We start from the raw sequence: 13,795 nt of genomic DNA, 5'->3' as shown, positions 1-13,795 counted from the left end.
TCCTGTCTTGGCGGCTGTGAGCCCCGCGCCCTCGCTCCCTTGAAGCTCCCGCGATGGCAGCCCGCTTGAAACGGCCCGGCGAACCGCCACATCCGCTAAGTGGGCCACGGCAGGAGCCCGCCCAATAAAAAACCCCGGGGATTGCTCCTCGGGGTTTGGGAATTACGCTGACGCGGGGCTAGTTGAAGCTAACTTCGCACATGCCGCCGGCGCAGGCCTGCGAGCCGAGGGTGTTGATGTCCACCTGACGGACTTCCGACAGAACCGACGCGAAGTCGATGTCTTGCAAAGAGGTCTGGATGCCCACCCACTTGTGCAGGTTGTAGCAGTCCTTCAGACAGAAGGAGGCCTTCTGCATGTCGCCGTCGAAGTGCTTCGCGAACTTCTTGAAGCGACGCACCCAGTCACGCTTGAGCAGGTCCTTGGAATCCTCGTCCGACAGTTGCAGACCCTTGCCCATTGCGGTGTCGCATGCCATCCACAGGTTGTCGTTGAAGGCGTGCAGCCCGTCGACAATGAGACCTGAGGCGAACATGCTGGCCTCGCCGTAGAGTCCGACGATTTGTTCGGCCGACGTCACTTCCGTGAACGGAGCTTGCGGGTATGCCTTGTCGCCTTCGCCTGCCAGCAACGAGATGCCGGCGAACCACTGGCGATTGTCGAAAATGTACTGCTCGACCGCGCTCCAGTCATCCACCCCGATGGTGTTCGAGATGTTGTGACGCAGCTTTGGATGCACGCACAGTTCCACATTGGTGCCGTTTTCGACCCAGTGCTGCTGTGCCTTCTTCACGAACTCCAGCTGGCGAACGCCCATGAGGTCCTGCTTGAAGATGGACGTGTCCTTCGAGACGACCGGGAAGCTGACAACGATGTCGCTGCCGTTTGCCGACCATACGGACTTCTCCACCATTTTCGGGTTGCGCTGCAGGATGAGCTTGGCCACTTCGTCATCGGCGTTCATCTGAACGTTGCGGAAGTACATCGGCGAGTGCTCGCCGTGGATTCCCGAGGCAGTGCCCAGCAGGACCGACGCGTTGCCCGAGGGCTTCGCACAGGTCGTGCGCGCGGCCGGATTGACCCCGATGAGCATCGCCACTTCACGGTTGACCCGCTTGACGATTTCAGCGCCCTCCTTGAGGATGGCTTCGTCGAACAGGATGTGCGGATTGTTCATCCAGCCCGTGATGCTCACGCCGATGAGGCTTTCGCGCTCGGTGATTCGGCGGGTGGCTTCGGACACATACTTGAAGTTCGTGTAGCCTGCTTGGAGCGTGCCCAGAATGGCGCCGGCCTCGCAAGCGGCGAAGAACAGCTCCTTGTTCACGCACTTGCCGCCGTTGATTTCGGTCAGGTTGCAGAACTGGAACCCCGACACGCCGTCGATGGTGACCGGACGCATGCCGATTTCCACGCACGGGTTGTAAGCGAACTCCTTGTCGTCGACAAAGATGAAGCCCGGCTCGCCGAAGTCGCGCACGGAGGTCATGATTTGCGCCCACTCTTCGCGGGTCAGCTCGTCGCGAAGCAGCACAACGGAGTTGTTGCTGCGGCCGCGCTGCGGGTTGTCGACAAACCAGTCGCCAGTCTTCGCCTTCATCATCTCCTGGTCGTCCTTGTCGAACAGGCAAATCGTCGCGGAGCGACGAACGCCGCCGGCCAGAACTGCGTCGGACATGTGCATGACGAAGTCGTATGCGACGATGGGACGCACGGCGACCGATTCAGCAGCTCCGAGAGCCTTCTGCAACAGCGCCTCGCACTTGATGAGTGCCTGGCGCAGGGGGTCCGGGCCCGGGGCCTTGAAGCCGCCCGAGATTTCCGAACCCTTCGCGCGGATTAGGCTGAAGTCGAAATGAACCTGGTGGCCCTGATATTCCGGGAACGTGCCTTCGCCATCGAAGTACGAGCTCAAGAGGACGCCAAACGCGTCGGCCCAGCCCTCGATGCTGTCGGGAATCTGGAAGACCTTGATTTTCTCGCTCGACGGACGAGCGATTGGGGGCAGCTTGGCCACGTGGTGCTTCTGCACCGAGAAGCCGACGCCGCAGCCGCACAAAAGCAGGTACATCGCTTCCTGGAAGAAAGCCGCACGGTCGCAGTGGCTGACCGAGCAGTTGTACATGCGGGCCTCGTGTTTGCGCAGCTGTTCGCCACCGAACTGCAAGGCACGTTGAGCACCCAGCACCAGTTGGCTTTCGTATGCCACTTCAGCCTTGGCGAAATACTTCTCGAGCTCCGGCGTCATGCGTTCCGCGTACTTGTCGCGGTGCATGTCCATGACGCGTGCTACGGCTTCGTCCCAGGTCTCGTAGGAGCCCCGGGCATCTACCCAGCGGGAGTAGCCCATGAAGAACTTCGACTCGGAGAGCATCTTTTGGCCAAGGGGAGACATCAGAGCGTTTTTCATCTGTTTCTTTCGTAGATTCCGAGGCCCCTGGGGCCTCGATGTTGAAGTTGGTCCGCACGCGTAGCAGGCTTGAAGCCAGTCGCAAGCGGGTTGGTTGTCCTCTCCGCGTATAGCGAGAGGCAATTGACCATCTAAAGGACGACAGCGCCTGCGCCTGGGGGCGCAACGCTGTGCTGGAGGGGTACGCAACCTATAGCTAGCCCGGTCTGGAGGCCTGCTTTAAGGGTGCCAACAGGAGGAGCCGTTAAACGAAAAAGCCACCCCGGATGGGGTGGCCTGCGGGCCGGGGCGCGATTCGGTCAGGCCTCGTTGTCGCGCACTGCCATCGAGGGGTCGATGGCCTCAGCGGAGAGGAACAGATGTCGAATGAGGTCCGTGTGCGAGGCCAGCAGGAGCTTCGTGAGCCAGATGGCCCAGTAGGAGCCGCTGGCAGCGCCGACCTTTACGCCGGTGAAGACGAGGTCGATGAGAGGCTTGACGAGGTGCTCGAGCCCGGGAATCTTGGACAAGACCACCAGGCAGAGAACGCCACAGGCGAGGATGAAGAGGACGGTGCTCATGGTCAGTGTAGAGAGAGCGCGACGCGCTCTGGGAGCAGCTTCGCTTCGATAGCGCGTTGGAGCGCGGCTTCCGCCATTTGCAGCTCGCGCATCGCCCTGGGACAGCTCTCAGCCGCCGCAAACGACCGGGTGAACGACAGCAGCATGGCGAGGGGAACGGCTTCATGCCCGTCCGCTGCCCTGACCGCGGTCGACACGACGCTTCCTTCGCCGTAGCCGACACATGCCAGGACCGCGACAGCTTGGGGCCCCGCACTTGCCTGATGGTCCCGAAGCAACGCGATGGCCTGTTGCACCAGCTTGTCGTACGTACCCGTGGGAGCGTGTTCGCCGCTCAAGGGATTAAGCGCCGGCGGTGGTGAAGCTGCTTTCAGCCGAGGCGGCTCGGCTCTCGTCAGACCCCACCATCAGGAACTGCTCGTACTCGTCGGTAAGGTCAAGGCCCAGCTCATCAGGCGGCATCGTGACCTTGTGCCTGGTCACCTTGAACTCCGGAATAGGCTCCGGGAAGTTGAGCATCGGCGTGTTGATGTGGAACACGCGGGAGCCCGACAGCAGGACCGCCTCTCCGAGGCCCAGGGACTTCAGATGCTCGGGGCTGACGCGATACTCCTCGGATTCCTTCCAGGACTCGGACATGCCGGCGCCGTCCGACGCGTTGCCCTGGGGAGTCGTTCGGATGTTGGAGGAGGATTCGCCCTCGTTCTTGCTCAGCGAGAGGGACTTCGCGAACTTCTTGGTCTTGCCGATGATGTCAGCGGCCGTCTCGGGAGAGTCCTTGGATGCGAACTTGAAACAGACCTTGTTCCAGGTGTTGCCAATGATGATGTCTTCGAAGTCTGGACCGACCGTGCGCAGGTTCGCAAAGGTCTGGAAGGCTGGAATCATGCAGATGCCTGCGCTTCGAGCTTGCTCGAAAAGTCGTGCGATACCGCTCATGACGTAGCTGCCCATTTCGTCAGCAAAGACGAGGAACGGGGGCTTCGGGCGCTTGTCCTTGTGCACGCCCTGCACGTTGTAGACCGCAGTGCGGAGGTCGGAAAGAATGATTTTCCCGAGGTTCAGCGCTGCCGTATCCTTCCCCATGGTCGGAAGCATGACGTACAGACACTTGTTGTTCATCACGATGTCCGTGAGGTCAATTTCCGGCGTGTAGGTGTTGAAGACCTCGCCGAACTTTCCTTGCGCGAAGAGTGCAATTCGCCCGGAGATGCCACCCAGCAAATCCTTGACCATCTTGATGTCAATTCCAACGCCGTTCTTGTCTTTCTTGCGAAACTGATTGAGGAACATCTCCAGGGTCATGCGTTCCTCATCGCCCAAGCGCAACCGCAGCAGCGATTCCAGCGCCCGGTCCGATTGCAAGAGGATGGCGAGGTCGCTGAAGTTGTAGCGGCGCTTGGCTGACTTCAGCGCGCCTGTGAGCACTGTTAAGGCATAGTTCGCCTGCTGGCGGAAGTAGTCGGCGCCTGGCGAGTTTTCCGTTCCCGGAATCAGGTTGAGGAGCCGGCTGGCCACCTCATCGGCGTCGCCCTTGAGGATGGGGTTGTAGGTGTTGCTGTTGTGCGGTTGGTCGACGTTGAGGACGTAGAACTCATCCCCGCGGCCGCAGAGCTGCATCATCATGTTCAACTTGTCGCGCGTCGCCGCATCGAGCTTAGCGTCGATGAAGATGAAGCCGCCACCGCGGATAGCCTGCTGCCAAAGAAGGAACTCGCCCAGAGTGGTCTTGCCGACACCTGACTGGCCGATGATGGCGGTATGCCGAGTCAGGAAGTTGTCGCTGATATCGACGGGCATACCGTTGTCACGCGTGTAGCCGAACCGAATTCCCTCCTTGGTCGACATGAGGTCGCCAAACGTCTCATCCGACGGAAGAACGAAGTTTTCGCGACTGACCGTGTCCGTTCGGTCGAGCCACTCCCGTGCTCGCTTAAACGCGAACCACCCGGCGCCCACAGCGGGCCCCACCAATGCGGGGAGTACATAGGGGTTGCCCGCAACCCAAGGGCTTGACGCCGCGACGCCTGCACCAATCCCCATCAACGCCCAAGCGTCTTTTCGACCTACCAGCATGTAAAACGTCTCCCTTTATGCTGGTTCGTCTAGGAACCAGTCATTTATATGGGCTGGTTGGTCAGGATTCACAAAGAAAAGCGGCAAGACCGAGGTCCTGCCGCTTTACGTCCCGCTTGCGCAGGGCCTGTCAGTGCCTCATTTCGGCATCGTGCCTTGGCTCGCCGGGACGGTCACCGTTACTGGGACGTTATCGTTGCGACCGCCGCTGCCGCCCGGGAACTTGTTGTATGCGTTCTCGACCGTGACTGTGCGCTTCTGCACGCCGCTCTTGGTGGTGTGCACAGTCATCGTGACGGTTTGGGTCACGTTGCCTTCGCGCTTGCCGCAGGCCAGCTCGTTAGGAGCCTTGAAGACGTGGATTCCGTAGTAGCCCGAGCCGGGCTCGGAGAGGGACAGCGGTTGAAGGGTTTCGGTCATCGTGCAGTCCCCCCAGTCCACTTCTACCGCGGTCACGCGGTCCACGTCCTTGGCCTTGTCGCCTGTCGTCTCAGGCCAGTATCCGCTCGCGATGAGTCGCGTGTGGAACGGTCCGAAGCCTTGCGATGGGCTGATGCGGGCGTAGTGCGCCGCAGATGGCGCGGTAACCGTGATGGTGCCCTTACCATCCGCATACTGGCTGTTGAACTGCTGGAACTGCTCAGCAGCCGCCCGGCCGATTTCGCTCGGGCTGCCGGCCGAAGCCGCGACCTTGTCCATGACCGACGTCAACCATTCGGACAGGTCCATCTTGCCGAAGTCCATGGCAGACAGTTGACCCGGCGTGAAGCCCGTGCAGTCGGGGAACTGAGGGAATCCCCACAGCTTGAGGGCAACGGCCGAGGTCGCAGTCACCCGAAAGCTGCACAGGTTCGTCAGGGCATCGCAACGGCCCGTGAGGCGCGTGTCAGAGTTCGGAAAGGTGAACTCCGAGGTGCGCAGGTCGGTTGGGACTTGCACGGTTTTCCAAGTCTGGCCGCCATCCTGGCTGTAGTCGATGCGGATGCGTTCCGGCACGGTCTTTCCGTCCGAGGCGCCCTTTACGGACCAGGTGCGGAACACCAGGTCGGCGATGTTCGACATCTGGTTCAACGCGCCGGCGGAGCGGCCTTCTGACTCTTCGTTCGAGTAAAGGTGCCATGACAGGTCACGGGTGACGATAGCCTTGCCACCCTGACCCATCGGCCATCCTCGTGCTTCATAGGTGCAATTGCCCGATTCGGGCGAGCATGCGCCCTTCACGGCGGTGTAACGGCTGACACCCCGGGACTCGTTGACCAGCGGGTCGAGTTCCACCAGGTTCCACGAATTCGGGCCGAACTCAGGTGCCTTTGGCATTTCGGCGCACCCGTTCGAGTTATCGCAGCTGGCAATGATGGTCCGAACGACGCCAGGGCATTCGAACGATTCCGGGTCCGTCGCAAAAATTTCGCCGGCCTTGACGGGGTCCGCGCAGTAGCTGGGCCACTGCCACGCAGCGACCTTGACGCCGTTGACGTCCACCGGCGACGTCCACCGCCCGTTGCCCTGGTCGAGATAGGTGAAGTTCAGATTCTGGCTGACGATGTCCGCGCCTTGCCCGGACATGGCCATCTGCAGCAGCTGGCCGCGGCCCTGCTCGTGGATGACGCGCGGCAGAATGCCGTTGAATGAGCAGTAGGTCTGGGTGTATTCCAGGCAGGACTTCAGCGGCCACTTAGCCCTGTTGGAGCAGTACTCGCCAATGTAGACGGTGTATTTCGAGCGCCGGGCTGCGGCGAGCTCGACCGTGGGCATTTCGCAGCCGTCACGCATCATCTGTCCTGACTTCGGGCGCTCCATGTCCATCCGGCAGCAGTTCCGCCCGAACAACTGGCCGATGCCGCCTGTCGCCCGCTTGCAGCGCATATCCTTGCCCGTGAAAATCTTCGGGATGGTCGGGTTGTCGCTCATGTCGTCAATGCCTTCGCCCGCAGCGTCCGCAATCGCGGCCGAGACCAGGGCGGCGTTCATCTTCTCGACGTCGACGGTTTGGTCTTGCTTCACGGCATTGCCGAACGTGATGTCGTCCGTGTTCAGGCAGGCGTTGTCTTCGGAACTCTTGGACCACTCGACGCAGATATCCTGAGCGTGCGTGCATTGGTAGGTCTCGTTCTGGGACATGACGAGGCCGCCGTTGCCGCCGGTGTAGGAGGCTGGCTCGGCAGAGGTCATGCTGCAGTGCGCCAGGTCAACGCTCTTGCAGGAATCGAGGTCGTCGGTCGCGCTGGGCTGCCCGTAGCAGACGACACCGGTGGTCGGCGTCGTGTAGATGCCACAACCCGCTTTCTCAGCGTTGGTGAGCTGCAGGACAACACCCGTCGGGAAGCCAGTAGCCTCATCGACGGCCGCGACTAGGCATTGGGCGTCGTCTAGCGTGCGGCCGAACCACTCGCCGCCTTGGTAGGTGTTGTACCGGCTTTCTGAGAGAGGGCTCAAGTCGCAGGCGCCAGCGACCGGCGAGGGCGATGCCTCCACCGACAGGACGGCGGGGTCGCTCGTGGCGAAGTACTCGGTCCAGCTCTGGTCCAGGCACGTCGTGCCGTCCTCTGCGAGCTGCGAGCAGACCTTGGCGGTCTCGCCAATCTTCGACTTGTCCTTGCGCAGGTCTACGCCTTCCGAGGTGAGGCATGTGTCCGTGGTCGCCACCTTGCCGTCCTTGTCGATTTTGACCTTGATGTCGCATTGTGCGGTCTCGAGCTTGTACTTCGTGATGCGCTCAGTGAGGGGGAACGTGCGCGTGCAGCTCGTGGTGAACTTCTGCGAAGTCGTGCTCCATTTCGTGCAGCTGCGCGGGCCGGAGCACTGAGCATCCGCCTGGGTGAGCTTGGTCTCGGTTCCTCCTTCGGCGGCTTGGGCCGGATTTGCCCGCAGGTGCTCGCCGGTCTCCCTGGTCTTGTCGGCGTAGCTGCCGTTTTCGACGTTGGTGCGGAGGTCCGAAATCAGTGTGCTGTTGGAAGCAATCTGTTGGCCGGTGACCTTCAGAGTGGCGTCGCTGCCGCCAATGACCGACGTCCCGCGGACCGAGATGCGGCAGCTGTCGGTGCTGTTGCAGCCAGCCCCGACCTGAACTCCGCTCACCGTGGTGAAGGAGCCGACGGGCACGGAAATCTCTTGCGAGAAGTCGCTATCAGCCGCGCACTGCCCCAGTCGCTGCTGGTTGTCACAAACCTTGAAGAGCAGCGATTGAACCGGAGCGCCCTCGCACGCGACTGCCCGGAACGTGAGGTTGCCACCCGAGCGGATTTCACCTTCGACCTTGGCGCGGCAGTTGAGGTCGAACTTCGCCGTGGCAGTGACGACGGCGATGCCTGCCTGTTGCTTCTGGCCGGGGGAGGCAACTTGCTCGAGGCCCTCCAGTCCGGTGATGCTTTTGAAGTAGTCGAGGCCTGCGGCCTGGGTAAAAGACGACCTCGGCGCCAGCTGCGCCGTTCCGTCCTCGTTCAGGATTGTGTCTCCCCCCGCATCCCGGTTCACGCTGACGCTGCGCATCTGGGTTGCAGCTTGGGTGGCTACTTTCTTCGCCTGCGCAATCTCCTCCGCGGTAGGGGCTTGCGCCGCTGTGGTGAACGTGAAAAGGGCGCACATGGCGCCCAGAAGGTAGTTTGCGACACGCATTGGGTAGTCTCCGGCCTATAGGTTGCTCCAACGTATAGGTACAGAGACCCCACTTAGCCTTTGCGCATCATTTCTGGGGTGGAAGTGCTGAGGCGTTCTGCAGCGCCTTCGCGGCGAGGGCATCAGCCATGGCCTTGCGGATGCCTTCCTCTTCCTTCAAGCGCTCCGATGGCGACTTAAAGTCTTCCCATTTGCCCGTGAACGGCTTTTGCTCTTTTGCAGGAGTATCGCCCAGGGCGAATCCGCGCGCCAGAGCTTTGATGTAGGGCGTTGCATCCTCCATGCCGTCGTCGAGGAACTGTTGGAGGGCATAGTTTGCAGTGACGGCACCCGAAACCTTCGAGTATTTGGCCGGGTCCAGCGGCGGGCAGGTGTTGTACTGCAGGTCCTGCCCGCGGTATTTGAACTTGCGCGGCTCGATTCCGGTGCACTGCATCTCCACGCGATAGGTGGTCAGCACGATGGTCGGAACCGTGGTGACCTGGTAGGCGTCGTACATGCGCGGGTCAATCGAAATATTGGCTGACGCACCCTTGCCGTAGTTCAGCTTCGTGAGGTCTTCGCTCACAAAGTCTCCGAGGCTTCGCCCCGGAGGCGCGCCCCGGAAAATCAGCGTGCCGCCAGACCACATGGCCTCGACGGCGTAAGACCGCAGCATTTCCAGCGGCATTGACCAAGACACGAAGTAGTAAAGGTTGGACCTCCGCTTGGGGCTGATGCCCAGGAACTCCAGAACCTTGTCACGCTCGCCAGCGATTGACTGGTCCGCGATGTCGTCGGCATTCTTCTTACCGCGGGCCACTCGCTCGGCGAACTCCGGGTCGGGAACAGCCTTCTCATATGCGGTGAGCAGGTCAACAGCCAGGGTCTCGCCGAGCTTTCGGGCCGCCTCAACCTGTTGGGGGTCCGCGTCCTTGAGGTTGCCGTATGGCACGTAGAGGGCTCCGGCATCTTGCTTCTCGGCGGGCGCTTCGGTTCCGTCGGCAGTGTCTTGGGCGCGGGCCTGCTGGGCGCTCAGGGCGAAGGCCACGATGGCTGCAGCCATCGATACGGTCAAGCACTTGTTCATCACGGTACGCGGTAGCAGCATTGTTTGCCTTGCCAAATCATGTTGATGGTGTGCTCCTGGGTAGGGGCGTTCGACGTCGGCGGATATTGGAATTCGGCCATATCGCCGAAGACCACTGCTCGGCCGGTACGGTTGATAGGGCCAACCTGGTTGAACCGGTACTGACCCTTAACGACCATGGGATTCGGATGTGACGCGCAGATAGCCGAGGGACCGATGGTGGTGAACAGCAATCCCAGACGGCTGAAGCGTGCGATGAACTTGGCCGCAATGAGGTTGTTCTCTGCAAAGTCCTGGCCGGCATGGGACGTGTTGCCGGATAAGGGGTACAGATTTCCCCATGCTCCGGCACACCAGAACAGGGCATCAATGGTGTGGCCGAGGGTCGAGGCCGCGGCGTCGACCGCGCATGCGGCGTGAGCGGTGAGCCCCGTAAAGATGGAAGCTTCTGGGGTGAAGATGCCGCTCCAGGTATCGTCCTGCCACATTGGGTCGACCTCGGTCATGTACGTGACGTCCACGCCCGAGGGGTTCTTGCAGTACGCGAGAAGCTCCTGGTCAATCATGTCCAGCACGGGGTAGGTGATGAAGTGGACGTTCATGCGGTTGGCTTGCCGCTTTTCCAGGCCTTCACCCGTCGACTTCTCGGAGCCCTGGTTCGCATAGGTCTTGAGAACCTGCATGCCGCCCATTGAGGGCATGCACCCGGGGCGGCGTTCCACCTCCACCAGGTACATCGGCTCCCAGTAAGTGAGGCCCTCGCCCATGGTCGGGTACCCGTAGGTCATGACGGAAGGGCAGTAGCAGATGGGGGGCATCGCCTGCATCAACACCGGGTTCTCGTTGTAGCCGGACCCGTTGATTTGCATGCCGACAATCGTGATGGGGTACAGGTTGTTCCAGTCGATGTTCATCGGATTGAACATCTCGCCCGTGCAGATGGCAGCCTGCGCCTCGCCCGTAACCCCAGATTCATCCTGCTGCGCAGAAGCGCCGAAGGCGCAGCACATCAGAACAGCGGCAAAAAGCTTCTTGAAGACGTTCATTGGGTCACTCCAGAGGAAGATGGCGCGGAGGCAGGCACGGAAACGGCCAACGCCCCTGCCGACAGCTCTGACTGCTTCGGCTTGAGCTCATCCCAGGCGTGCAGGACCTCGTCGGTCTGAAATGGCTGGCCGAAGGAAGTAACCGCGATGTATTTGGAGTTCACGCCCGTGCCCGGGTAGACCAGGGCAGGCAGATACTTCACTTGGAAGCGGCTGATGAGCGCGTCACTCGCGTGAAAGATGGGGCGCTTGAAGATGTCACCAAGGTCCTTCACGTCGCCACTGCCGGCTTCGATGGGGACGATTCGGTCCTGCTCAGCGGCAAAGACCTTCTTGACAAGCTCCCGCTGGTCCTCCTGAGACCCGTCGAAGAAGAAGAGGGCGGTGACCGGGTGGTATGAGTCAAGCGGGTTCACCTTGGTGCCCTTGGCAGCAAGGACTTCCCACTTGTAGCTGCCATCGCTTTGCTTCACAGGAGCTTGGATGTCCGAAGTGAGGACCAGGGACGGGTCGAAGTACGCTGTACCGGTCTCGTTGGCTTGGGGCAGCTGGCGTTTCGGCAGGTTCGACAGGAACTTCTTGCCGCTTTCAACCACCTGCTTGTTCACCTTGTTCCAGTCCGTACGAGACGCGGACTCGAGCATCGTTTGGCGCATGTCTACTTCGATGATGGGCCAGACGTTCCCTTGGACGCCGTGGTCCTTGGCATGGGCCAGGCCGACCATGGCCAGGAGCGCGGTGGCGAACAGGGCTAGTTTCATCGTGGAATTTCGGTAGAGGGTTGTGCAACCTATAGCCAAATGGCTCAGTCCAGGACGCCGACGATGGAGCTGATGATGGCAACCTCACGCATGAGCACGCCGTTCTTGATGCCATGCTCTTTCATGACGTCGTCGAACGAACTGCCGCCAATCAGGCTGCCCATGATGGTGAACTGCCGCGGCGTCAGGTCGTCACGGTGCCGCTCGAGGAGCTCCTGGCGCTCGTCGCGCATCGCCTGGTCTTCGTCCTCTTCGATGGCGGGCTCGCCGTCGGCAGCCATGAGTGGGTTCAGGCCGAGGCCGTCAGGCAGGCCTTCGGGGGCCATTCCGCTGTCCGCACCCTCGCCGCCGTCGGTCTGAAACCAGCCCTCGAGCTTGTCCCACTCCAGGGCTGCGGCGAGCACGCCGGGGGTCACGTAGGAGCTGCCGTCCTTGCGCTTGCGGAACGCCGAGCCCGGCAGGCGCACCGACGAGCCGAGTTCGCGCCGAAGACGCAGTGCTGCGTGCCCAGCCATCCGGTGAGCGTAGGCCGCAATCTGGCCGGGCTTGTACTTCGCCGTATCAGGGCTCAGGGTGAACCACATCATGCGGATTTCCTGCGCCGCCTCCTTCTTGAGCTCGGGCGGCACTTGGTTCTGGGAGCAGGCGATGTCGATAATCTTCTGGTCCAGCGGCGGCTGGCACTGCGACAGGTAGTCGAACAGCGACATGTCCGAGGTCAGGTTCTCCGGGGGGACCACGTCCTTGCGTTGGCGGGTAGGCTTAGCAGTTTTGACAGCGACTTCAGACATTCGAGGCTCCAGTTTCCAAGTGATTGAGAGGCGGGCTGGGCGGCGGCCGCCTCAATCCAAAAATACGTTTTAGGTGGTCAGTTCGTAAATCTGAACCAAGGTGCGTCCGGCACCTCTTTTCGCCGGCAACTGCCGCACGAACGGGGGGAAAGGCATGGCTTTGGGGTTGTCATCCAGAATCAGGCCGAGACCGTCGGGGTTCTTGTCGGAGGGCGCTACCAGGCAGTCAAGCATTGGCTTCATCCCTCCGTACGCGTTGTCCCAGTCCAGTCCGCCGCCGGCGCACTCTCTTGTCACCACCAGGAAGCTCCGTTCGACGGGGGCTTCTGGCTTTTGGCCCTTGAGGGCCGCCTTTACCATCATTCGCCATTGGCGCCGCAAATCCTTGTATGCGTGAAAGTGAAGGCCCTTGATGACGTTGTTCGAGGGTGTTTCGACAGGGAGGGAGAGTTCGTACTTAAGCTCTCCTCGCTGTTTCCAGATTTCAAGCCCTGCTACGGGGCTCTCCATCCAGCCGCCGGTCAGGCGCCGGCCTTGCTCGCTTCGTACTTCTTCATGAAGTCCTTGTCGGAGGTGATGAACTCCTTGAGGATGGTCTCCACGAGGGCGCTGGTCTCAATCTCGACGCCGTGCGCGGCCTTGTACTCCTGGCGATAGGCCTCGACCAGGTCCGCGGTGGACTTCTTGACACTGACGGCCAGGCGTTCGACGGGTTCGCGCAGGGTGATTTTCTTGAGCTTCATGGTGACAGGTACCGAAAGTTGTGTTGGTGATAGTTGTTAGCGACCAGCGCTTAAACGACAGTGAAAGTATAGCTTCAGTAACACCAACTGTCAAAGAATAAACAGTGCCAGTATCAGTTTAGACGCGATTTAGGTTCTAGTGCGCCAGGTGAGACGCACTGGCGTGGTTAGCCCCCAAAGAAAAACCCCGGCCCATGTGGCGCCGGGGTTTCGAATGACGGAGAGTTAGCCTTGGCTGTCGTCGCCGCCATCCTGCTGGGGACGGGGCTTCGGCTCGTAGGGCTCGACCTTGAAGGCACGGATTTTCAGGGCCGACGTCCAGGTCGAGTCGCTCTTGCGTTGGTAGGTCTCGGCATTCAGGACGCCCATCACCTTGACCAGCATGCCCTTGTTCAGCATGTCGGCTTCCATCTCGGAGATGAAGGCGACGACGTCGTACCAGGTGGTCGTCCTGTTGGCGTCCTTGCCTTGATTTTCCGCAAGGCGGAGCGTGTAGTATTCTTTCCCGGACTCGCGGGCAGTTTTCTTTTCGGGCTGCGCAGCGATGTTACCGAAGACAATCATGGGGAACTCCTAATCTAGAACAGTGGCGCCTCATCGTCCGCATGTGCGGGGAAGAACGAATCGGCAAAATAAATGGCTTGTAAGTGGTGCGTCGCCCCCACGAGCACCTCTTCATATAGGTAGCGCAGGAAACCCGGTGGCCACCCCTAAAGCGGTTCTG

General features: G+C 61.0%; 12 protein-coding genes. All 12 read right to left on the bottom strand.

Annotation, left to right across the window (positions count from 1 at the left end; all coding sequences use genetic code 11):
* Positions 1 to 178 precede the first annotated feature (178 nt).
* Positions 179 to 2,410: a recombinase gene (locus G3W89_RS32050; protein WP_146039484.1), complete on the bottom strand. Its 2,232-nt coding sequence runs from the start codon at positions 2,408 to 2,410 to the stop codon at positions 179 to 181.
* A 299-nt stretch (positions 2,411 to 2,709) separates the two neighbouring features.
* Positions 2,710 to 2,970: a hypothetical protein gene (locus G3W89_RS32045; RefSeq protein ID WP_068679154.1), complete on the bottom strand. Its 261-nt coding sequence runs from the start codon at positions 2,968 to 2,970 to the stop codon at positions 2,710 to 2,712.
* Between the two features lie 2 nt (positions 2,971 to 2,972).
* Positions 2,973 to 3,308, bottom strand: coding sequence for a hypothetical protein (locus tag G3W89_RS32040; protein ID WP_068679157.1), 336 nt, complete (start codon positions 3,306 to 3,308; stop codon positions 2,973 to 2,975).
* Positions 3,309 to 3,312: 4 nt separating this feature from the next.
* On the bottom strand, positions 3,313 to 5,046 hold the full coding sequence (locus G3W89_RS32035; RefSeq protein ID WP_083944475.1) for a type IV secretory system conjugative DNA transfer family protein: 1,734 nt from the start codon (positions 5,044 to 5,046) through the stop codon (positions 3,313 to 3,315).
* A gap of 138 nt (positions 5,047 to 5,184) precedes the next feature.
* Positions 5,185 to 8,661 (bottom strand): conjugal transfer protein TraN, encoded by a 3,477-nt coding sequence (gene traN, locus G3W89_RS32030; protein ID WP_162570727.1) that lies wholly within the window; start codon positions 8,659 to 8,661, stop codon positions 5,185 to 5,187.
* Positions 8,662 to 8,728: 67 nt separating this feature from the next.
* Positions 8,729 to 9,706 carry a TrbC family F-type conjugative pilus assembly protein gene (locus tag G3W89_RS32025; protein WP_162487202.1) on the bottom strand — a complete coding sequence of 326 codons (978 nt, stop codon included), beginning with the start codon at positions 9,704 to 9,706 and terminating at the stop codon, positions 8,729 to 8,731.
* Positions 9,707 to 9,729: 23 nt separating this feature from the next.
* Complete coding sequence (locus G3W89_RS32020) at positions 9,730 to 10,776, bottom strand: TraU family protein (RefSeq protein WP_162570728.1); 1,047 nt, start codon at positions 10,774 to 10,776, stop codon at positions 9,730 to 9,732.
* Entirely contained in the window at positions 10,773 to 11,537 is a 765-nt protein-coding gene (locus tag G3W89_RS32015; protein ID WP_068679167.1) for a hypothetical protein, read from the bottom strand. Before G3W89_RS32015 ends, G3W89_RS32020 begins: the two co-directional genes overlap by 4 nt.
* Before the next feature lie 44 nt (positions 11,538 to 11,581).
* Positions 11,582 to 12,247, bottom strand: a complete 666-nt coding sequence (locus G3W89_RS32010; RefSeq protein WP_068679168.1) for a hypothetical protein — start codon at positions 12,245 to 12,247, stop codon at positions 11,582 to 11,584.
* A gap of 150 nt (positions 12,248 to 12,397) precedes the next feature.
* Complete coding sequence (locus G3W89_RS32005; protein WP_068679170.1) at positions 12,398 to 12,838, bottom strand: hypothetical protein; 441 nt, start codon at positions 12,836 to 12,838, stop codon at positions 12,398 to 12,400.
* Between the two features lie 11 nt (positions 12,839 to 12,849).
* Positions 12,850 to 13,071: a DUF2274 domain-containing protein gene (locus tag G3W89_RS32000; RefSeq protein WP_068679172.1), complete on the bottom strand. Its 222-nt coding sequence runs from the start codon at positions 13,069 to 13,071 to the stop codon at positions 12,850 to 12,852.
* Between the two features lie 225 nt (positions 13,072 to 13,296).
* Complete coding sequence (locus tag G3W89_RS31995; RefSeq protein ID WP_068679175.1) at positions 13,297 to 13,635, bottom strand: single-stranded DNA-binding protein; 339 nt, start codon at positions 13,633 to 13,635, stop codon at positions 13,297 to 13,299.
* Between the last annotated feature and the right edge of the window lie 160 nt (positions 13,636 to 13,795).

The organism is Variovorax sp. PBL-H6 (assembly GCF_901827155.1).
Lineage (GTDB): Bacteria > Pseudomonadota > Gammaproteobacteria > Burkholderiales > Burkholderiaceae_C > Variovorax.
The sequence above is the reverse complement of the archived record's forward strand: the minus strand, read 5'-3'. Positions and strand labels throughout refer to the sequence as shown.

What these genes read in the sequence shown, in the direction of transcription:
- G3W89_RS32050 (WP_146039484.1), bottom strand. Translation starts at nt 2,410, where the DNA reads ATGAAAAACGCTCTGATGTCTCCCCTTGGCCAAAAGATGCTCTCCGAG.
- G3W89_RS32045 (WP_068679154.1), bottom strand. Translation starts at nt 2,970, where the DNA reads ATGAGCACCGTCCTCTTCATCCTCGCCTGTGGCGTTCTCTGCCTGGTG.
- G3W89_RS32035 (WP_083944475.1), bottom strand. Translation starts at nt 5,046, where the DNA reads ATGCTGGTAGGTCGAAAAGACGCTTGGGCGTTGATGGGGATTGGTGCA.
- traN (WP_162570727.1), bottom strand. Translation starts at nt 8,661, where the DNA reads ATGCGTGTCGCAAACTACCTTCTGGGCGCCATGTGCGCCCTTTTCACG.
- G3W89_RS32025 (WP_162487202.1), bottom strand. Translation starts at nt 9,706, where the DNA reads ATGGCTGCAGCCATCGTGGCCTTCGCCCTGAGCGCCCAGCAGGCCCGC.
- G3W89_RS32020 (WP_162570728.1), bottom strand. Translation starts at nt 10,776, where the DNA reads ATGAACGTCTTCAAGAAGCTTTTTGCCGCTGTTCTGATGTGCTGCGCC.
- G3W89_RS32015 (WP_068679167.1), bottom strand. Translation starts at nt 11,537, where the DNA reads ATGAAACTAGCCCTGTTCGCCACCGCGCTCCTGGCCATGGTCGGCCTG.
- G3W89_RS32010 (WP_068679168.1), bottom strand. Translation starts at nt 12,247, where the DNA reads ATGTCGCTGTTCGACTACCTGTCGCAGTGCCAGCCGCCGCTGGACCAG.
- G3W89_RS32005 (WP_068679170.1), bottom strand. Translation starts at nt 12,838, where the DNA reads ATGGAGAGCCCCGTAGCAGGGCTTGAAATCTGGAAACAGCGAGGAGAG.
- G3W89_RS32000 (WP_068679172.1), bottom strand. Translation starts at nt 13,071, where the DNA reads ATGAAGCTCAAGAAAATCACCCTGCGCGAACCCGTCGAACGCCTGGCC.
- G3W89_RS31995 (WP_068679175.1), bottom strand. Translation starts at nt 13,635, where the DNA reads ATGATTGTCTTCGGTAACATCGCTGCGCAGCCCGAAAAGAAAACTGCC.